The 20113-nt window shown below is 60.2% G+C and carries 18 protein-coding genes; 4 read left to right on the plus strand and 14 right to left on the minus strand.

Features of this window, described 5'->3' with window-relative positions; genetic code table 11:
* Window positions 1-238 precede the first annotated feature (238 nt).
* Complete coding sequence (locus tag PSEUDOMOFG3G_RS11160) at window positions 239-709, plus strand: DUF1289 domain-containing protein (RefSeq protein WP_139049957.1); 471 nt, start codon at window positions 239-241, stop codon at window positions 707-709.
* A gap of 27 nt (window positions 710-736) precedes the next feature.
* On the opposite strand, the gene PSEUDOMOFG3G_RS11165 is transcribed toward PSEUDOMOFG3G_RS11160, so the two are convergent.
* Window positions 737-1600, minus strand: coding sequence for a universal stress protein (locus PSEUDOMOFG3G_RS11165; RefSeq protein WP_047225748.1), 864 nt, complete (start codon window positions 1598-1600; stop codon window positions 737-739).
* 159 nt (window positions 1601-1759) lie between these two features.
* Here PSEUDOMOFG3G_RS11165 and PSEUDOMOFG3G_RS11170 point away from each other — a divergent pair, with 159 nt between their 5' ends.
* The gene (locus tag PSEUDOMOFG3G_RS11170) at window positions 1760-2365 is read left to right on the plus strand and encodes a tRNA-(ms[2]io[6]A)-hydroxylase (RefSeq protein ID WP_076384407.1); all 606 of its coding nucleotides are present in this window, start codon (window positions 1760-1762) and stop codon (window positions 2363-2365) included.
* 135 nt (window positions 2366-2500) lie between these two features.
* Here PSEUDOMOFG3G_RS11170 and PSEUDOMOFG3G_RS11175 read toward each other — a convergent pair whose 3' ends face one another.
* The 4 genes from PSEUDOMOFG3G_RS11175 to PSEUDOMOFG3G_RS11190 all read right to left on the minus strand — a co-directional run bounded on the left by PSEUDOMOFG3G_RS11175 (window position 2501) and on the right by PSEUDOMOFG3G_RS11190 (window position 6425).
* Window positions 2501-2989 (minus strand): GFA family protein, encoded by a 489-nt coding sequence (locus tag PSEUDOMOFG3G_RS11175; RefSeq protein WP_139049958.1) that lies wholly within the window; start codon window positions 2987-2989, stop codon window positions 2501-2503.
* 191 nt (window positions 2990-3180) lie between these two features.
* Window positions 3181-3798: a DNA-3-methyladenine glycosylase gene (locus PSEUDOMOFG3G_RS11180; RefSeq protein ID WP_139049959.1), complete on the minus strand. Its 618-nt coding sequence runs from the start codon at window positions 3796-3798 to the stop codon at window positions 3181-3183.
* Between the two features lie 23 nt (window positions 3799-3821).
* The gene (locus PSEUDOMOFG3G_RS11185) at window positions 3822-4904 is read right to left on the minus strand and encodes a bifunctional transcriptional activator/DNA repair enzyme AdaA (RefSeq protein ID WP_047225752.1); all 1083 of its coding nucleotides are present in this window, start codon (window positions 4902-4904) and stop codon (window positions 3822-3824) included.
* Window positions 4905-4970: 66 nt separating this feature from the next.
* Entirely contained in the window at window positions 4971-6425 is a 1455-nt protein-coding gene (locus PSEUDOMOFG3G_RS11190) for a TrkH family potassium uptake protein (protein ID WP_107322352.1), read from the minus strand.
* A 201-nt stretch (window positions 6426-6626) separates the two neighbouring features.
* Between PSEUDOMOFG3G_RS11190 and PSEUDOMOFG3G_RS11195 the strand changes: the two genes are divergently transcribed.
* Window positions 6627-7214, plus strand: a complete 588-nt coding sequence (locus PSEUDOMOFG3G_RS11195) for a LysE family translocator (protein ID WP_047225755.1) — start codon at window positions 6627-6629, stop codon at window positions 7212-7214.
* A gap of 28 nt (window positions 7215-7242) precedes the next feature.
* Here PSEUDOMOFG3G_RS11195 and PSEUDOMOFG3G_RS11200 read toward each other — a convergent pair whose 3' ends face one another.
* Window positions 7243-8067, minus strand: a complete 825-nt coding sequence (locus PSEUDOMOFG3G_RS11200) for an AraC family transcriptional regulator (RefSeq protein WP_139049960.1) — start codon at window positions 8065-8067, stop codon at window positions 7243-7245.
* Window positions 8068-8204: 137 nt separating this feature from the next.
* Between PSEUDOMOFG3G_RS11200 and PSEUDOMOFG3G_RS11205 the strand changes: the two genes are divergently transcribed.
* Window positions 8205-9167: a sensor domain-containing diguanylate cyclase gene (locus tag PSEUDOMOFG3G_RS11205; RefSeq protein ID WP_139049961.1), complete on the plus strand. Its 963-nt coding sequence runs from the start codon at window positions 8205-8207 to the stop codon at window positions 9165-9167.
* A 254-nt stretch (window positions 9168-9421) separates the two neighbouring features.
* Here the strand turns inward: PSEUDOMOFG3G_RS11205 and fabI are convergent, their stop codons facing one another.
* The 8 genes from fabI to gloB all read right to left on the minus strand — a co-directional run bounded on the left by fabI (window position 9422) and on the right by gloB (window position 20088).
* Window positions 9422-10216: an enoyl-ACP reductase FabI gene (fabI, locus tag PSEUDOMOFG3G_RS11210; RefSeq protein ID WP_003202751.1), complete on the minus strand. Its 795-nt coding sequence runs from the start codon at window positions 10214-10216 to the stop codon at window positions 9422-9424.
* A gap of 19 nt (window positions 10217-10235) precedes the next feature.
* Window positions 10236-11846, minus strand: coding sequence for an ABC transporter ATP-binding protein (locus PSEUDOMOFG3G_RS11215; protein ID WP_076384417.1), 1611 nt, complete (start codon window positions 11844-11846; stop codon window positions 10236-10238).
* 1 nt (window position 11847) lies between these two features.
* Complete coding sequence (locus PSEUDOMOFG3G_RS11220) at window positions 11848-12867, minus strand: ABC transporter permease (RefSeq protein ID WP_047225759.1); 1020 nt, start codon at window positions 12865-12867, stop codon at window positions 11848-11850.
* Window position 12868: 1 nt separating this feature from the next.
* Window positions 12869-13942: a microcin C ABC transporter permease YejB gene (locus PSEUDOMOFG3G_RS11225; RefSeq protein WP_047225760.1), complete on the minus strand. Its 1074-nt coding sequence runs from the start codon at window positions 13940-13942 to the stop codon at window positions 12869-12871.
* Window positions 13943-13945: 3 nt separating this feature from the next.
* A complete protein-coding gene (locus PSEUDOMOFG3G_RS11230; RefSeq protein ID WP_139049962.1) occupies window positions 13946-15799 on the minus strand; it encodes an extracellular solute-binding protein in 1854 nt (617 codons plus the stop codon).
* Window positions 15796-17628: an extracellular solute-binding protein gene (locus PSEUDOMOFG3G_RS11235; protein WP_047225762.1), complete on the minus strand. Its 1833-nt coding sequence runs from the start codon at window positions 17626-17628 to the stop codon at window positions 15796-15798. The genes PSEUDOMOFG3G_RS11230 and PSEUDOMOFG3G_RS11235 overlap by 4 nt, the downstream gene beginning before the upstream one ends.
* A 162-nt stretch (window positions 17629-17790) precedes the next feature.
* The gene (locus PSEUDOMOFG3G_RS11240; protein ID WP_076384421.1) at window positions 17791-19221 is read right to left on the minus strand and encodes a transglycosylase SLT domain-containing protein; all 1431 of its coding nucleotides are present in this window, start codon (window positions 19219-19221) and stop codon (window positions 17791-17793) included.
* Between the two features lie 99 nt (window positions 19222-19320).
* Entirely contained in the window at window positions 19321-20088 is a 768-nt protein-coding gene (gene gloB, locus PSEUDOMOFG3G_RS11245; protein WP_139049963.1) for a hydroxyacylglutathione hydrolase, read from the minus strand.
* Window positions 20089-20113 lie beyond the last annotated feature (25 nt).

Here is a 20113-nt window from a genome sequence, read left to right on the forward strand (position 1 = left end):
GTTGGCGTTGGGCTTTCCCCGCTGGAAAGACCCTCGGCCAACACCGCTCTGAAGGAACGACTGTGCTCGTGACGCTTTGAAAACAGCTTCTAACGGACATTGGCGCCTTAAAAGGCTGGCTGATTCTACGGCAAAAAAAAAATAAACGTAAGTTGGCCCCTGAAGTTTGAGGGGTGATCAATCTTAGACAAAGGGCTAACATGCCGGCCTGTCCTGCTTTTTGCGTGTGTTTTTCCTTATGCCCAACCAGCTCATCAAGACCCCCTGCGTCGGCCTTTGCTCCACTGTCTACGGTGACCTGGTGTGCCGTGGCTGCAAGCGGTTCCACCATGAAGTGATTCATTGGAACGGCTATAGCGAGGACGAAAAACGCGCGGTGTGGATGCGGCTTGAGCAGTTGCTGGTCCAGGTAATGGTGGCCAAGCTGGAGGTTTTTGATCCTGCGCTGCTGCGCCAGCAACTGGAAACACGCAAGATTCGTTTTGTGCCGCACCAGTCGGAATATTGCTGGGCTTATCAATTGATCGCCCGTGGCGCGCGGGTGATCAACAACCTGGAAGCCTACGGCATGGTGCTGATGCCCGAATTTCGCGACTGGGACCTGCCGGACCTGCGCGACGCCATTGATCGGGAATTCTTCCTGCTGTCCGAAGCCCATTACCAGCGCTACATCGCGCCGGGCTTCCTGAAGGATGCCATTGGCGGCTGAAGGAGATGGCTTTTGTGGCGGGGGGTGTCAGTCCTTGACCGCCAGCTCCACCAGATGATCCTCGACCTCCTGCGGTTTGAGCACCAGCACGTCGCTTTCCAGCGTGTCGAGCACCGCTTCGGCGGTATTGCCGATCAAGACCCCTGACAACCCGGAACGCGCCACGGTGCCGATCACTGTCACCGCTGCCTGCAGCTTGCGTGCCATGTATGGAATCAGGACGTCCGCCGGACCTTCTTCGATGTGCAGGTGTTGGTCGTCGATGTCGAACTCAGCCTGAAACGCCCGGCATTGTTCGCGGTATTTGGCCTCGATGGTTTCCTTGAGCTGGAACGTCGGATCGGCGGAGGACAGCATCGGTGTGGGATGGGCGCTGATCACGTGCAGGTGCGCCTTGGCCAGGATGGCAATGTCGTAGCCGTGATCGATGATGGTGGAGTGCAGGTGGCGGTGCTCGCCGTCGGCATTGCCCACGTCGACGGCGGCGAGGATCACTTTGTCTTTCCAGGAACCGGCGGTTTTCACCAGCAGCACTGGAGTCGGGCAATGGCGCAGCAATTTCCAGTCCGCCGGGGTGAGCAGGGCTTTTTTCAGCGGGCTGTCGGGAAAATGTTGCTTGATCACCAGGCCGCAACCTTCGGCCTGCTGTACGTCGATGATGGTTTCGTACAGGCTTTCGTTCCAGGCCTGTTCGGTGGTGACACTGTAGCCGTCGGCCAGCAACGCGGCCTTCAGCACGCTGAGCATGCCGGCATGGTCATGCTTCTTGTCACACACCAGCAGATGCAGGTGGGCCTGGGTGACACCGGCAATCAGCTTGGCGCGCTTGAGCGCCAGGCTTTCCGAATGTTCGGGGTCGATGACCACCAGAATGCTGCGAATGGCTTGCATGATCGGTGTCTCCAGCAATAAAAAGGCATGGCGTTGCTCAACTATAGTTGTTGTATGGCAGTCGTCGACTTGATGCATATCAACGGCGGTGGCTGGTGGTCTGGAGGCAGGCCGGTATAATCGGCGCCCTTCGCTCGACTCTCTTTTTCCGTGAGCCCCATGATCCTTCCCGAAATTCATGAATTCCTTGGTTGCCGCACTCCCGATGCCTGGGTCCAGGCGGCGCTGGCCGACCAGGAGACGCTGCTGATCGACCACAAGAACTGCGAATTCAAGGCCGCCAGCACCGCCCTGAGCCTGATCGCCAAGTACCACTCCCACGTTGACCTGATCAACCTGATGTCACGTCTGGCCCGGGAAGAACTGGTGCATCACGAACAGGTGATGCGCCTGATGAAAAAACGCAAGGTCGGCTTACGCCAGCTCTCTGCCGGGCGTTACGCCTCGGGGCTGCGCAAAGTGGTCCGCAGCCACGAACCGGTCAAACTGGTGGACACTTTGGTGGTCGGCGCTTTCATCGAGGCCCGCAGTTGCGAGCGTTTCGAGGCCCTGGTGCCGCACCTGGACGAAGAATTGGGCAAGTTCTATTTCGGCTTGCTCAAAAGCGAAGCCCGGCATTTCCAGGGCTACCTGAAACTGGCCTACCAGTATGGCGACGCCAAGGACATCGCCCAGGTGATCGACAAGGTTCGTGACGCCGAGCAGGCGCTGATTGAATCGCCGGATGTGGAGTTTCGCTTCCACAGTGGTGTGCCTGCGGTATAGGGCTGTTTGCCCTGACGCCATCGCGAGCAGGCTCGCTCCCACATTTGATCTTCAGTGAGCACAAGTAATGAGTACACCGACAATCCCTGTGGGAGCGAGCCTGCTCGCGATGAGGCCTTACGCAGCTCTGCATTCTTAATCGCTCAAACCCAGGCGTTCATGCCATTGGGCAATGGACTCCTGGGGATAGACCTCGAACTGCTGATCGCCGGCGTGCGCCTCGACTTCCACCCACGGCGCCTTGGAGCCCAGCATCAGATGGGTGTGCTCAGGCGGTACCGGCAACGGCGTGTCGATGGCAGAGGCGAACGGGTGGATCAGCTCAGGCCATTCGGGGCTGAACAGCCACAAGCCTGAACCGCAAAGGGAACAGAAATGCCGTTCGGCGCTGCTGCGGTGGGCGCGTTTATCCCCGTCATTCTTGAGCCGCGCATGATAGATCGAGATGTGCTTGCGACCGCGTACCTTCAAGCTCCGGGCATCGCCCCCCAGGTTTATCGCAAAGCCGCCTCCACCCTGGGTCTTGCGACAGATCGAGCAGTAGCAGCGCTGATAAGGGTAGGGGTGGGCGCTGTCGAGGCTGAACGACACCGCGCCGCAATGGCAGGATCCTTCGAGCTGCATGAGAACCTCCGGTTGGCAATTGGGAAGTGGCTCAGGACAGCCTAGACGGTCGGCATTTTTTGACAGCTGAATTCAGGCCGGCCATGCGGCAGCCATCGCGAGCGGGCTCGCTCCCACATTTGATCTTCAGTGAACACAAACACCGAAATCCCTGTGGGAGCGAGCCTGCTCGCGATGAACGATGACGCGCTCTAGCGACCGGGCACCCGCCACAAATACCACGCCGCCACCGTCCGATGCGGGCTCCACGCCTGTCCAATCCCACCCATCTGTTTGCGCGTCGGTTGGACGTCCAAACCCTTGAGCCGCCGATACCCCTCACGCACTCCAAAGTCATCCGCCGGCAGGATGTCGGGTCGCTCCAGGCTGTAGATCAGCAGCATCTCCACGGTCCAGCGTCCGACGCCGCGCAGGGTGATCAAGCGTTCGATCAAGGCCTCATCATCCATGGCCAGCGCCGCGGGGTAGTCCGGCACCACCTCGTCCAGCGTCGCTTGAGCGATGCCCTGTATGGTCGCGATCTTGCTGGCGGAAAATCCGCAGTCGCGCATCTGTTGGAAGTCAGTCGCCAGGATCTGCTCAGGCCTGGGGAATATCGCTCCCGGAAACAGCCGCAGAAAGCGACCGAGAATCGCATCGCCGGCTTTAGCATGCAATTGTTGATAGGCAATCGCCCGGACGAGTGCTTCATACGGGTCGCGGGCCGGTTTGGGTTGCAGCAGACAAGGGCCGATCATCTCGACATGACGGCGCCAGTCTTCGTCGAGGCTTGCCAGAAAGGTGCTGGCATCGTGGTACGGGACAGGCATCAGGTGTTCACTCGGCAGGCTGATCAGAATGCCAGTGGCAGGGACACCTGCACCGCAGCTTTTTCCAGCCGCAACAGAAAAGCCTTGCGTGGCTGCCCGCCACCATAGCCGGTCAACGAGCCATCCGCACCGATCACCCGGTGGCAGGGGATGACGATGGCCAGGCGATTCTGGCCGTTGGCCAGTCCCACCGCACGGCTGGCACCAGGACTGCCGAGGGCAGTGGCGATGTTGCCGTAGCTACGGGTTTCGCCGTAGGGGATTTTTTCCAGTTCAGCCCAGACCCGCACGGCGAAGGCGCTGCCGGGCATGTGCAGCGGCACGCTGAACGAGGTGAGCTTCCCAGCGAAATAGTCGGCCAGTTCGGTTTCGATCTGTTGCAAGTGGGGATTGTGCCCCGGGGCGACGGTATAGCCGTAGCGTTGTTGCAACTCTTCGATTTCCCGGGTCAGGGCCGGGCGGTCGAGGAACTCCAGCAACACCAGGCCGCGCCGTTCGGCCATGGCCAGCATCGGCCCCAGTGGCGTTGTCAGGCGGGTGAACAGCAGGGGTTCGCTGTGGGCGGCGCGGCCCGGTGTGATGTGGAAAGACTTCACGAAGGCGTCACGAAATCCGCTCAGGGACTCGTAGCCTGAGTCAAAGGCCGCATTGTCGATGGAAATCCCTTCTTTGATGCCCCCCAGGGCGATGCCCAGCCGTCGGGTGCGCAGGTAGGCATGGAAAGTCATGCCGAAATGCTGCTTGAACCAGCGCCGCAGCTTCAGCGGTTCAATGCCTTGTTCCAGCAACAAGGCGTCGGTCCAGCGCAGGTCGGGTTCGGCGTCCACCGCCTTGAGAAGCGCCTGGATCCAGGCCGGCGCGATGGCGGCGGCATCTAGCGGCTTGCAACGCAGACAGGCCCGGTAGCCGGCCGACATGGCTTCGTCAGCGTGGGCGAAAAATTCGACGTTTTCCGGCTTCGGCTTGCGCGCCGTGCAGCTGGGGCGACAGAAGATGCCGGTGGTCTTGACCGCCGTGAAGAACACCCCCTCGTAGGCGGTGTCTCGTTCGAGCATGGCGCGGACCATCTCGGCATGGGGTGGGAGCAGCGAGTCGTGTAGGTTCATGGGAGGAGCATAGAGCCAGGCCCGGGATGGCTCCACCGGAAAATCGACAGTGAATTTTCATCCGCCTCAATACTTCCAGAACACCGGCGTGAACAACACCAGCACGGTCAGAATCTCCAGACGACCCAGCAGCATGCCAATGGTCAGCAGCCATTTGGCCGCATCCGGCAAGGTGGAGAAGTTGCCGGCCGGTCCGATGATCGAGCCCAGCCCTGGCCCGACGTTGCACACGGCCGTGGCGGCACCGGTGAGGGCCGTCGTCCAGTCCAGGCCGATCAGCGCAAGCCCAAGGGCGATAGCGCCGATGGTAATGGTGAAGAAAAAAGAAAACGTCAGCAGCGAACGGACGATCTCTTCGTCGATGGGGTGCTTGTTGTATTTTTTCTGAATCACCGCCCGCGGATGGATCAGTTGTTTCAAACTGCCCATCAGTAAGGCGCCGGCCACCTGAAAACGAAAAATCTTCAGCCCGCCGGAGGTGGATCCCGAACAACCGCCGACAAACGTCAGGTAAAAAAATAGCAGCAGGGCAAAGCTGCCCCATAGCGAGTAGTCACCCAGCGCCACACCGGTGGTGGTGACCACCGAAGTCACGTTGACGGCTACGATGCGCACCGCGTCCAGCCAGGCGTAGTCGCTGTTCAGGCTCAGCCAGGTGCCCACCACGAGCCAGGTAATGACCAGGAATCCGAGGAATCCACGGACCTGATGATCCCTGAGCAACGCTCGTTTGTTCCCGCGCAACGTGGCGACATACAAGGTGAAGGGCAGTGCGCCGGCGATCATGATAATCACCGAGATCCAGTGGATGGCCGGTTGAGACCAGTTGGCCAAGGACGAATCCGAAGTGGAGAACCCTCCGGTGGAAATCATGGTCATCGCATGGTTGATCGCTTCGAAAGGTGTCATGCCCGCCAGCCACAAGGCCAGGGCGGCCAGGGCACTCAAGCCTAAGTAGAGCCACAGGATGTAGGTCGCCGCCACATGGGAGCGCGGTGTGACTTTCTCCGACCAGTCCGATGATTCGGTCTGGAACAGTCGCATGCCGCCGACCCGCAACAGCGGCAGGATGGCCACCGCCATGCCGATGAAGCCGATCCCTCCGAGCCACTGCAACATCGAGCGCCAGATCAGCAGGCCCGGGGAGGCATTGTCCAAGCCGGTGAGGATGGTCGAGCCGGTGGTGGTGATGCCGGACATCGTCTCGAAGAATGCGTCGGTGTAGCTGATGTGCTGGATAAATACCATCGGCAAGGCGGCGAAGGTGCAGACAACCACCCAACTGGCAGTGGTCAGCAGGTACATGTCCCGCGGACGCAGTTGTATGTGCTCCGGTCGACCACGTGCTACCAGCAAGATGCCGCAGACAAAGGTGATCAGGCTCGACCACAAGAACGCCGAGAGGTCATCGTTTCGCTCGTACACCATCAGCGTGAGAAGCGGGATTGCCATGCTCGCGGCCAGGGTGATCAGGAAAATGCCGAGGATGAATCCGATAAACCGCACAGCCGCAAGGGACATAAAACACGCCTGAAAGAATGAGCCGCCCAGTATCGATTTCGTTGACCGGACGCTGCGTAAAGTTTGCGTAAAAAAAGCCCGAAACAGCACCTGTTCGCACGGCGCGCGCTGAATCGTCGTCATTGGGCAGTTTTGTTCAATACCGCCAGTGGCGTGCAATTTACCTTGAACGCCACCTCACGGACATGAAGAAGGTATGCAATGAGTCTGATTATTTCCATGGCGGCGTTTGCACTCGTCGCGTCCATCACCCCCGGCCCGGTCAATATAGTCGCCCTCAGTTCCGGGGCGCGATTCGGCTTTCGTGCCACCTTGCGTCACGTGGCCGGGGCCACCCTGGGGTTTGTCTTGCTGCTGGTGTTGATGGGGCTGGGGTTGCACGAAGTGCTGCAGCGCTGGCCCGGCCTCACGCGAGTGGTGCAACTGGGGGGCGTGGGTTTTCTGTTGTTCATGGCCTGGAAACTGGCGATGGACAACGGGCAGCTGGGCGCCGGAGACGAGGAGCGGGCGCCGTCGATGTTTTACGGCGCGTTGATGCAGTGGCTCAACCCCAAGGCGTGGCTGGCCTGTGTGGCCGGGATGGGAGCGTTCGTGGCCGATGGTGAGGCGCGGTTGGTGTGGCAGTTTGCAGCTATCTACCTGGTGATCTGTTATCTCTCGGTGGGCTGCTGGGCCTATGCCGGCAGTTTTCTGCGGGTCTGGCTGGGCAACCCGGCGACCATGCGCCTGTTCAATCGGACGATGGCGGCGTTGCTGGTGGTCAGTGCGGTGTATTTGTTGTTGCCTTGAGCCATCCCCGCAAAAGCAGGGTCGGGTATCAACCGCGATATTGGCCCGGGGTGGCGGCCAGGTGTTGTTTGAAGGCGCGCTGGAAATGCGCCTGGTCGGCAAACCCGCTGTCCAGTGCGACATCGGCAATCAGCTTGCCTTCGCGTAACTGCCGACGGGCGAACTGGATCCGACGATTGACCAGGAAAGCATGGGGCGTCATGCCGTAATGGCGCTTGAAGGCCCGGCTCAGGTACGACGGCGAAAGTTGTGCGGCGGCGCAGATGTCTTCGAGTTTCAAGGCCTCGCTGCAATGGTCATGGATAAACTGCGCCGCTCGCATCAACCCCGGGTGGCTGCCACGATCCGGGCGCCCGGCAGGGTTGAGCCGGAGTTGCAGGTCGATGAAAAACGCTTCGGCGGCGGCGTGTTTGCGGGCGATGTCGATCCGCTCATCCACCAGTTGTCCATACAAACCCTGTAAGGCGGCAAACAGCTCGATGTCGCGGCTGTGGGTGGTGGCGAAGCCCTGAAAACCCAGGGTCTCGTCAAAGCCGATTCGGCGCTGCAAGTCCGTCAGCCACTGGGTGTCGACGTACAGCATTACATACGACCATGGCTGATCATTGATCGGGTTGCACGCATGGACATCGCCGGGGTTCATCAATACGACCGTACCGCTCTCTACCTGGAAATTCGATTGCTCATGCAGGTAGGTGCTGCGCCCGGCCGTGATCGCCCCGATGGAAAAGTGGTCATGGGAATGACGCGAATAGCAGACCTTGCGTCCATCGGCGATGCCCCGGGCTTCGATGAAGGGCAGCGCTGCATCACGCCAGAAACGTGGGGCGGCATCATGGGGGGCGGGCTTCATCGGTCGGCGTCCTCGTCTTGAACCTGTGTCGCAGTGTATTCGGCCCCGTCGAGAAATGCCTGTCTGATTTGGCCGTTCGGTTTGAAGAGGAGAGGGCCTGGGCTAGACTTCAACAAGCCCTCTCTATGGAGTTTCCGATGCTTGCGCCTGGTAAACCGGATAACGAAGCCGTTCGCCTCAAGAATTTGCACTCGCTCAAATTGCTCGACACTGCGCCCGAGGAGCGCTTCGACCGCCTGACTCGCCTTGCCCGGAGTTTGTTCGATGTGCCCATTGCGCTGGTGTCGCTGGTGGATGCCAACCGTCAGTGGTTCAAGTCCAACGCGGGCCTGGACGCCAGTGAGTCCGGACGCGACGTTTCATTTTGTGCACACGCCATTTTGCAGGATCAGATTCTGGAGGTTTGCGACGCGGAGCAGGACGAGCGGTTTCGCGACAACCCGTTTGTCACCGATAAACCCGGCATTCGTTTCTACGCCGGGCAGCCGTTGGCACTGGATGACGGCAGCAAGCTTGGAACCCTGTGCTTGCTGGACACCAAGCCGCGCAAGCTCAATGACGAAGAGCGCGAACTGCTGCGCGACTTGGCCAGCATGGCCGAGCAGGAAATGATTGCTGTGCAGATGGCGAGCATGGACGAACTGACCTTGCTGTCCAATCGACGTGGTTTCAAGACGTTGGCCCAGCATGCGCTGAGCGTTTGCGAGCGCCTGTCGCGTCCGGCAACACTGCTGTTCTTCGACCTCAACGACTTCAAGCTCATCAACGACCGCTTCGGACACGCCGAGGGCGATACGGCACTAAAAACGTTTGCCGACGTGCTACGCATCGCCTTTCGCGAAAGTGATGTGATCGGTCGTTTGGGTGGCGATGAGTTCGTGGCGCTGCTCACCGGCTCTGCCCATGTCGAAACCTCGGCGATCATGGCGCGACTCAGGGAAATCCTTGATGAGCGCAATGCGATGTTGCAGCGTGGCTATGACATCCGTTTCAGCGTGGGCCAGATCGACTATGACCCGAAGCGTCATCAGTCCATCGACAGCCTTTTGGCGGATGCTGATGAGGCGATGTACATTCAAAAACAGGCTGGCTCGCGCTGACGGCGTCACATCAAGCCCTTATGTGTGCAGGTCCTTCGTCATCGCGAGCAGGCTCGCTCCCACAGGGGATTTGCGGTTTGCCCGAAGTCTATGAGCAACTCGGAAAATGTGGGAGCGAGCCTGCTCGCGATAGCGGTGGCCCATTCAACACGAATGCAAGCTGACCCGCCGCCATGACCAGAGCGGAATAAAAAACGCCGCTTGTCCCTTTTCAGGACAAGCGGCGTTTTTACGCAGCGGATGTGACGTGAAGATTACTCTTCGATGTTACCCATGGCGGTGGTGTTGAAGCCGCCGTCCACGTACATGATTTCACCGCTGATGCCCGAGGCCAGGTCCGAGCACAGGAAGGCGCCGGCGTTGCCGACTTCCTCGATGGTGACGTTGCGACGCAGCGGGGTCTGCGCTTCGTTGGCGGCCAGCATTTTGCGGAAGTTCTTGATGCCGGAAGCGGCGAGGGTACGGATTGGACCGGCCGATACGCAGTTGACGCGGGTGCCATCCGGGCCCAGGGAGCCGGCCAGGTAACGCACGCCTGCTTCCAGGGAAGCCTTGGCCATGCCCATCACGTTGTAGTTCGGCATGGTGCGCTCGGCGCCCAGGTACGACAGGGTCAGCAAGCTGCCGTTGCGGCCTTTCATCATTTCACGACCGGCTTTGGCCAGGGCCACAAAGCTGTAGGCGCTGATGTCGTGGGCAATGCGGAAGCCTTCGCGGGTGGTGGCTTCGGTGAAGTCGCCGTCCAGTTGATCGCCCGGGGCGAAGCCCACGGAGTGCACGATGCAGTCCAGGCCGTCCCACTTCTTGCTCAGTTCTTCGAAAACCTTGGCGATTTCTTCATCGCTGGCCACGTCGCACGGGAAGCACAGCTCAGGGCTCGAACCCCAGCCTTGTGCGAACTCTTCGACGCGACCCTTGAGTTTGTCGTTCTGATAAGTGAAGGCAAGCTCAGCGCCCTCGCGATGCATGGCGGCGGCGATGCCGGATGCGATGGACAGCTTGCTGGCGACACCGACGATCAGTACGCGCTTACCGGCGAGAAAACCCATGTGTTGCTCCTCTTTCAGGTTATTCGGCAGTTGTTGGGGCCAGGAAAGCGGCCTCCAGCAACTGCTGTGTATAGGGGTGTTGCGGCGCGGCGAATATGCTGCGGGCATCACCTTGTTCGACCACTTGGCCATGCTTGACCACCATCAACTGGTGGCTTAGCGCTTTGACGACAGCCAGGTCATGGCTGATAAACAGGTACGTCAGGTTGTACTTGGTTTGCAGCGACCGCAACAGCTCCACCACCTGGCGTTGCACGGTACGGTCCAGGGCCGACGTCGGTTCATCCAGCAGAATCAACGCCGGCTTGAGCACCAGGGCCCGGGCAATGGCGATACGCTGCCGCTGCCCTCCGGAAAATTCATGGGGGTAGCGGTTCCGAGTCTCCGGATCCAGGCCTACCTCCTTCAATGCCGCGATTATCGCTTGTTCCTGCTCGGCTGCGGTGCCGATCTTGTGGATCCGCAGGCCTTCGCCGACGATCTGGCTTACACACATCCGTGGGCTCAGGCTGCCGAACGGGTCCTGAAACACCACTTGCATCTCCCGGCGCAGTGGCCGGACCTGTTGCTGCGACAGGCAGTCCAGCTGCTTGCCTTCAAAGCGGATCCCCCCCTGGCTGCCGATCAACCGCAAGATCGCCAGCCCCAGGGTGGACTTGCCGGAGCCGCTTTCGCCAACGATACCCAGAGTCTGGCCCTGGGGCAGGCTGAAGCGGATACCGTCCACGGCCTTGATGTAGTCCACCGTGCGTTTGAACAGGCCTTTCTTGATCGGGAACCAGACTTTCAGGTCCTCGACCTGCAACAGCGGCGGGCCGACCACGTTGGTCGCCGGGTTGCCGCTGGGCTCGGCGGCCAGCAGTTCCCGAGTGTACGGATGCTGCGGCGCGCGGAACAGCTCTTCGCACGATGCCTGTTCGACGATGCAACCGCGCTGCATGACACATACGCGATGAGCAATTCTTCGCACCAGGTTCAAATCGTGGCTGATCAACAGCAGCGACATACCCAGCCGCGCCTGCAAATCCTTGAGCAATTCGAGGATTTTCAGCTGGACGGTGACGTCCAGTGCCGTGGTCGGTTCGTCGGCAATCAGCAGCTCCGGCTCGTTGGCCAGGGCCATGGCGATCATCACTCGCTGGCGCTGGCCACCGGACAGTTCGTGGGGCAGGGCCTTGAGGCGCTTGTGCGGCTCGGGGATGCCCACCAGTTCCAGCAACTCCAAGGTGCGACGGGTAGCGACCTTACCGGATAGCCCCTTGTGAATGCCCAGCACTTCATTGATCTGCTTCTCGATGCAATGCAGCGGATTGAGGGACGTCATCGGCTCCTGAAAGATCATCGCGATCCGGTTACCCCGGATGTGGCGGATAGTCTTTTCTTTCAACCCGAGCAAATCCTGGCCGGCGTACTGGATGGTCCCGCTTGGATGGTGGGCCAGCGGGTAGGGCAGCAACCGCAGGATCGAGTGGGCGGTCACCGACTTGCCTGAGCCGCTTTCGCCGACCAGGGCCATGGTTTCGCCACGCTTGATGTCGAAACTGACGCCTTCGACCACTCGTTGCCGACGTTCGCCGACGATGAACTCCACGGCCAAGTCGCGCACTTCGATCAGATTGTCCTGATTCATTTCATTTCCTCGGATCGAAGGCATCGCGAGCTGACTCGCCGATGAACACCAGCAGGCTCAGCATGATCGCCAGTACGGCGAACGCGCTGATGCCCAGCCACGGCGCCTGCAGGTTGGATTTGCCTTGGGCCACCAGTTCACCCAGGGACGGAGCGCCCGGAGGCAAGCCAAACCCGAGGAAATCCAGGGCCGTGAGGGTGCCGATGGCCCCGGTGAGGATGAACGGCATAAACGTCATGGTCGAGACCATGGCGTTGGGCAGGATGTGGCGGAACATGATCGCGCCGTTCTGCATGCCTAATGCCCGCGCGGCACGCACGTATTCCAGGTTGCGCCCGCGCAGGAACTCGGCGCGGACCACGTCCACCAGGCTCATCCAGGAGAACAGCAGCATGATGCCCAGCAACCACCAGAAGTTCGGCTGCACGAAGCTGGCCAGGATGATCAACAGGTAAAGCACCGGCAGCCCCGACCAGATCTCCAGGAAACGCTGGCCGGCCAGGTCGACCCATCCGCCGTAAAAGCCCTGCAAGGCGCCGGCGATCACGCCGATGATTGAGCTGAGGAGGGTCAGTGTCAGAGCGAACAGCACCGAAACACGGAAACCATAGATCACCCGGGCCAGCACATCGCGGCCCTGGTCGTCGGTGCCCAGCCAGTTGACCGAGGAGGGCGGTGCCGGGGCGGGGACCTTCAGGTCGTAATTGATGCTCTGGTAGCTGAACGGGATCGGTGCCCACAGCACCCACGCGTCCTTGGCGGCCAGCAGTTCGCGGATGTATGGGCTCTTGTAGTTGGCTTCCAGCGGAAATTCGCCGCCGAACGTGGTTTCCGGGTAGCGCTTGAGTGCCGGGAAGTACCAGCCGTCGTCGTAGTGCACCACCAGCGGCTTGTCATTGGCGATCAACTCGGCGCCCAGGCTGAGCCCGAACAGGATCAGGAACAGCCACAGCGACCACCAGCCACGCTTGTTGGCCTTGAACAGTTCGAAACGACGGCGATTGAGGGGGGACAGGTTCATCTCAATGCTCCCGGCTTTCGAAGTCGATGCGTGGATCGACAAAGGTGTAGGTCAGGTCACCGATCAGTTTCACCACCAGCCCCAGCAAGGTGAAGATGAACAGGGTGCCGAAGACCACCGGGTAGTCACGGTTGATTGCCGCCTCGAAACTCATCAAACCGAGGCCATCAAGGGAAAAAATAACCTCTACCAGCAACGAGCCGGTGAAGAAGATTCCGATGAACGCCGAAGGGAAGCCGGCAATCACCAGCAGCATGGCGTTGCGGAACACATGACCATAGAGCACCCGATTGCGGGTCAGGCCCTTGGCCTTGGCGGTGACCACGTACTGCTTGTTGATTTCATCGAGGAAGCTGTTCTTGGTCAGCAGGGTCATGGTGGCAAAGTTGCCGATCACCAGGGCCGTCACGGGCAAGGCCAGGTGCCAGAAATAGTCGAGGATCTTGCCGCCCATGCTCAGTTCATCGAAATCGTTGGACGTCAGCCCCCGTAGCGGGAACCAGTTGAAATAGCTGCCGCCGGCAAACACCACGATCAGCAGGATGGCGAACAGGAACGCCGGGATGGCATAGCCGACGATGATCGCCGAACTCGTCCAGACGTCGAAATGACTGCCATGCCGCGTCGCCTTGGCGATCCCCAGCGGGATCGACACCAGGTACATGATCAGCGTACTCCACAGCCCTAGCGAGATGGAGACCGGCATTTTTTCCTTGATCAGGTCGATGACCTTGGCGTCTCGGAAAAAACTGTCACCGAAATCCAGGCGAGCGTAATTCTTGATCATGATCCACAGGCGTTCCGGCGCCGACTTGTCGAAGCCGTACATGCGCTCGATTTCCTTGACCAGCGCCGGGTCCAGCCCCTGGGCGCCGCGATAGGCGGAGCCGGCCACCGACACTTCGGCACCGCCACCGGCAATGCGGCTGGTGGCGCCTTCGAAACCTTCGAGTTTGGCGATCATCTGCTCCACCGGCCCGCCGGGCGCGGCCTGGATGATCACGAAGTTGATCAGCAGGATGCCAAACAGGGTCGGGATGATGAGCAATAGACGCCGAAAGATATAAGCCAGCATCGGTTACTCCACACTCGCCGGGGCGACGATTGTTTGCTCGATGACCTGTTTTTCCACCTCGATGGAAGGCTTGACGTCTGGTTTGACCCACCATGTGGTGGTGCCGATGTCGTAGGTCGGGGTGATTTTTGGATGGCCGATGTGGTTCCAGTAGGCTACGCGCCAGGTCTTGATGTGCCAGTTGGGGATCACGTAGTAGCCCCATTGCAGCACCCGGTCCAGCGCCCGGGCGTGGGCCACCAGGCTCTTGCGTGAGTCGGCGTTGATCAGTTGCTCCACCAGTTGGTCGACGGCGGGGTCCTTCAGACCCATGGTGTTGCGGCTGCCGGGATTATCGGCGGCGGCCGACATCCAGAACTCGCGCTGTTCGTTACCCGGCGAGCTGGACTGCGGGAAGCTGCCCACGATCAGGTCGAAATCCCGCGAGCGCACGCGATTGATGTATTGGGACACGTCGACCCGGCGGATCACCAGTTCGATGCCCAGGTCACTGAGGTTACGCTTGAACGGCAGCAGCACCCGCTCGAATTCGGTCTGGGCCAGCAGGAACTCCAGCACCACGGGTTTGCCCTGGGCATCGACCATCTTGTCGTCGACGATGCGCCAGCCGGCCTCTTGCAGCAATTGATAGGCCTTGCGCTGCTGGTCACGAATCATGCCGCTGCCGTCGCATACCGAAGGCTGGAAGGCCTGGGTGAACACCTGCTCGGGGATCTTGCCACGCAACGGCTCGAGGATCTTCAGCTCGTCTTCGCCGGGCAGGCCGGTGGCGGCCATTTCCGAGTTTTCGAAATAACTGCGGGTGCGGGCGTAGGCACCGTGGAACAGTTGTTTGTTGGTCCATTCGAAGTCCAGCAGCAGGCTCAAGGCCTTGCGCACCCGCACGTCCTGGAAGACCGGGCGGCGCAAGTTGTAGACAAAGCCCTGCATGCCGGTGGGGTTGCCGTTGGGGATCTGTTCCTTGATCAGCCGGCCTTCGGTCACGGCCGGGATGTTGTAGGCGTTGGCCCAGTTCTTGGCAGCCATTTCCAGCCAGAAATCGAACTGCCCGGCCTTCAGTGCCTCGACCGCCACGGTGTTGTCGCGATAGTAGTCGGTGGTCAGCACGTCGAAGTTGTAGAAGCCGCGGTTGACCGGCAGGTCCTTGCCCCAATAGTCCTTCACGCGTTCATAGCGAATCGAACGGCCAGCCTTCACTTCGGCGACCTTATACGGACCGCTGCCGAGGGGGATCTCCAGGTTGCCCTTGTTGAATTCGCGCCCGGCCCACCAATGCTTGGGCAATACCGGCAGTTGGCCGAGGATCAGCGGCAATTCGCGGTTATTGGTGTGCTTGAACTTGAACAGCACCTTGAGCGGTTCTTCGGCGATGACTTCGGCCACGTCGTTGTAATAACCGCGGAACATCGGAGCGCCGTCCTTGGTCAAGGTCTGGAAGCTGAACACCACGTCCTCGGCGCGTACGGGATGGCCGTCGTTGAAGCGGGCTTCGGGCCGCAGGTAAAAGCGCACCCAGGCATTGTCCGGGGCCTTCTCGATTTTTTCGGCGATCAGGCCATATTCGGTGAAGGGTTCGTCCAGGCCTTGTTTGGCCAGGGTGTCGTAGATCAGGCCGATGTCATCGGCGGGGACGCCCTTGCTGATAAAAGGGTTGAGGCTGTCGAAGCCACCAAACCCGCCCTGACGAAAAATCCCGCCCTTGGGGGCGTCAGGGTTCACATAATCGAAATGCTTGAAGTCGGCCGGATATTTCGGCGGCTCGTTGTACAAGGTCAAGGCGTGCTGCGGTGCGGCACAGGCCAGTCCGGCGAACAACAGGCCGCTGGCCTGCAGGAGCAGGGCGCGTAAAGGCTTCATTGATCTTTCTCCGAAGATTTCAGCCACCATGCGCTCAAACCCAGGGTGTAGGGCGGCGTAGTGACAAAGGCAAACCGGTTACGGTAGGCCAGGCGATGATAATTGAGATACCAGTTAGGGATGCAGTAGTGCTGCCACAGCAGCACACGGTCCAGGGCTTTGCCGGCGGCGACCTGTTCGTCACGGGTGCGGGCAGACAGGAGCTTTTCCAGCAGGTGATCGACCACCGGGTTGTTGATGCCGGCGTAGTTCTTGCTGCCCTTGACCCCCGCCTGGCTGGAATGGAAGTACTGCCATTGCTCAAGACCCGGGCTGAGGGTTTGCCCCAGGGTTAGCAGGATCATGTCGAAGTCGAACTGGTCCAGACGCTGCTTGTATTGAGCGCGATCCACCGTACGCAGGCGGGCCTGGATGCCGATGCTGGCGAGGTTTTCCACGTAGGGCTGCAGGATGCGCTCCAGGTTCGGGTTCACCAGCAGGATCTCGAAGCGCAGGGGCTGGCTGTCGGCGTTGAGCAGGCGCTGGCCGTGGATGGTCCACCCGGCTTCCTTCAGCAATCCCAGGGCTTTGCGCAGGGTTTCCCGGGGGATGCCCCGCCCGTCGGTCTGGGGCAGGCTGAAGGGTTGGGTGAACAATGCGGGCGGTAGTTGTTCCCGATACGGCTTGAGCAGCAGCCATTCGTGGCCCACCGGAAGACCGCTGGCGGAGAATTCACTGTTGGGGTAGTAGCTGAGGGTGCGCTTGTAGGCACCGCTGAAGAGCGTGCGATTGGTCCACTCGAAGTCGAACATCAGCCCCAGGGCTTCACGAACCTTGACCTGGGCGAACGTGCTGCGCCGGGTATTCATGAACAGACCCTGGGTCTGGGTCGGGATCTGGTGAGCAATCTGCGCCTTGATCACCTCGCCGCGATTGACCGCCGGGAACCGGTAGCCGTTGGCCCAGTTTTTGGCCTGGTGTTCAATGTAGATGTCGAATTCCCCGGCCTTGAAGGCTTCGAAAGCCACTTCACTGTCGCGGTAGAACTCCACGTCCATCCGGTCATAGTTGTATTTGCCGCGATTGACCGGCAGGTCCTTGCCCCAGTAATTCTTGACCCGCTCAAACACCAACTGGCGACCAGGCTGCACTTTGGTAATCCGGTAAGGGCCGCTGCCCAAGGGCGGTTCGAAGGTGGTGGCCTTGAAGTCGCGGTCTTTCCAGTAATGCTGGGGCAGCACCGGTAACTCACCCAGGCGCAGGATCAGCAGCGGGTTGCCCGTACGCTTGAACACAAAGCGGATTTTCAGCGGGTTGAGGATGTCGACCCGTAGCACTTCCTGAAGGTTGGTGCGGTACTGCGGATGACCTTCCTTGAGCAGCGTTCTGTAGGAGAACGCCACGTCATAGGCGGTAATCGGCACGCCGTCGTGGAAACGGGCTTCGGGTCTGAGGTTGAACACCACCCAACTGCGGTCTTCGCTGTATTCCACTGACCGGGCGATCAGGCCATAGCTCGACGTCGGCTCGTCGCCGGAAGGCGCATACTGACCGGTGCCAACCATCAGCGGTTCGTTCAGCTCGTTGATGCCGTATTGCAAGAAGTTGGGCGTGGAAACTGGGCTGCTGCCCTTGAAAGTATAGGGATTGAGCGTATCGAAGGTGCCAAATGCCATGACCCGCAAGATACCGCCCTTGGGCGCTTGCGGGTTGACCCAGTCGAAGTGGGTGAATCTGGCCGGGTACTTGAGCGTGCCGAACTGCGCATAACCATGGCTTTCGCTAATGGTTGCGCCGGCGGGAGAGCTCAAGGCCAGGCTGATCAGGAGCAGGAGGAGGGGACGTATCAAGTCTGAGATCCGATCCAGGCGGCTTGGGCTTTATGGCCCGTACAGTAACAGCTTGTATCGGCAGGAAAAAGGCGGGAGCCGAAAGCTTCAGGGATTACCCGAAACCGTGGCGAGGGAGCTTGCTCCCGCTGGGCTGCGAAGCAGCCCTCTCTTCAGTCAGGCTTAGTGCGGAGAGTAAACCGTCAGCATCTGCCCAGGCTTCAGTGCCTTGCCTACCCGTGGATTCCAGCGCTTGAGGTGCTGCATTTCCACGTTGAAGCGTTTGGCGACCACGTACAGCGAGTCGCCTTGCTTGACCTTGTACTGGGTTTGTTTCTTTTTATTCTTGCTGCTGGCAGCGACTACCGTGTTGACGCGTTTGCGGGTGTCTTGCATGACCAGGGTCTGGCCGATCTTGAGTTTGTTGCCGCTCAATCTGTTCCAGCGTTGCAAGTCTTTGATCTGAACGTTGTTGGCCTTGGCGATCAGCCCCAGGTTATCGCCACGCTTGACGCGATAGGTGCGCTTGGCGCCCGCCACCGTGCTTTCTTCGGCTGAGTCAAAAACCGGTTGGAGCGATCGTTTGCTGATCAGTTCTTCCGGACGCATGGTGGACAGGCTGGCGGTCAACAACTGGGCCTTGGACGTGGGTACCAGCAGGTGCTGCGGGCCATCGATGGTGGTGCGCTGCTTGAAAGCCGGGTTGAGCTGGAACAGCTCGTCTTCGTCGATGTCAGCCACCGCCGCGACTTTGGACAGGTCCATGCGCTGGTTGATCTCGACGACCTGGAAGTACGGTTCGTTGGCGATCGGGTTGAGGTTGACGCCGTAGGCCTCGGGAGAAAGTACGACCTGGGACAATGCCAGCAACTTCGGCACATAGGCCTGGGTTTCGCTGGGCAGCGGCAGGTTCCAGTAATCGGTGGGCAGGCCAAGTTTTTCGTTGCGCTCGATGGCGCGGCTGACCGTTCCCTCGCCTGCGTTGTAGGCAGCCAGCGCCAACAGCCAGTCGCCGTTGAACATGTCGTGCAGGCGCGTCAGGTAATCCATCGCGGCCGTGGTAGAGGCCGTGATGTCGCGACGCCCATCATAGAAGCGGGTCTGGCGCAGGTTGAAGTAGCGCCCCGTGGACGGGATGAACTGCCACAGGCCCACCGCATGGGCCCGGGAATAAGCCATGGGGTTGTAGGCGCTTTCGATCACCGGCAGCAGCGCCAGCTCCAGGGGCATGTTGCGTTCTTCAAGGCGTTCGACGATGTAATGAATGTACAGGCTGCCGCGTTCGCCGGCGTTTTCCAGAAAGGATGGATTGCTGGCGAACCACAGGCGTTGCTGCTCGATACGCGGGTTGACGCCGGCGGTTTCCTGCAGCTGGAAGCCCTGGCGCATACGCTCCCAGACGTCCTGAGGCACTTGAGGGACGGGTTTTTCAGTGAGCCAGATGGGCTTCTGTTTGGCGCGAGCGGCGATGTTCGGCGTGTGCGCCACATCGCTCTGCGGCACCTGGCTCGTGCTCTGGCAGCCCGCCAGGGTGGCGGACACAGCCACTGCGACAGCTTGAGCCAAGCGGGTCAATGTGTCTGACTGGACGGACTTACGTATAGATGACGACATTGGCTGGAAGTAAGTTCCGGGCAAAAATGTCGGCCGATTCTAGGAAGCGCACCCCAACAGGTCAACCTTTCAGAATTTTTGTATCAAACGCCAGCGGCCTTAGAACTTATCTTTCCACGCCCTCAAGGCCGCAAAAACCTCACTCGGCGTCTGGTTACGCTGGCCGTTCCGTTCGTCTGCTTTTTGTTTAACGGATGTTTCAGCGGTACGCAGGAACGGATTGGTGAGCTTTTCAAGTGCCAGGGTCGAGGGCAGGGTCATGACGCCGGCGTTGCGTTGCTGGCTGACTTTTTCCAGGCGGGCGGCAATGTCCGGGTTGCCCGGCTCTACCGCAGCGGCGAATCTAAGATTGCTGAGGGTGTATTCATGGGTACAGTAGACCAGCGTATCCTCAGGCAGAGAGGCCAGGCGGCTGAGGGACTGATGCATTTGTGCAGGCGTGCCTTCGAAGAGTCGCCCACAACCGGCGGCAAACAGGGTGTCGCCACAGAACAGCAAGCCATGATGGTAATACGCGATATGCCCCAGGGTGTGGCCGGGTACGGCGTAGACATCGAAGTCCCAGTCGAGGACGCTGAGCCGGTCGTTGTCCTGCAGCGCCACGTCCCGCGCCGGGATGTTTTCACTGGCCGGGCCGTAGACGGTGGCGTGTGTCGCGTTTTTCAGTGCCTGGACGCCGCCGACATGGTCGTGATGATGGTGGGTGATCAGGATGTCGCTCAGGACCCAGCCAGGATGGGCGTCGAGCCAGGCCTGCACCGGCGTGGCGTCGCCGGGGTCGACGACGGCGCAGCGTTGAGTGGCGTGGTCCTGTAACAACCAGATGTAGTTATCGGTGAACGCGGGCAGGGCACTGATCTGTATCATCGCGGAATTCGCCAAGCAGAAAACA

Source organism: Pseudomonas sp. FG-3G, assembly GCF_901007645.1.
In the GTDB taxonomy this organism is placed as follows: Bacteria; Pseudomonadota; Gammaproteobacteria; order Pseudomonadales; family Pseudomonadaceae; genus Aquipseudomonas; species Aquipseudomonas rhizophila.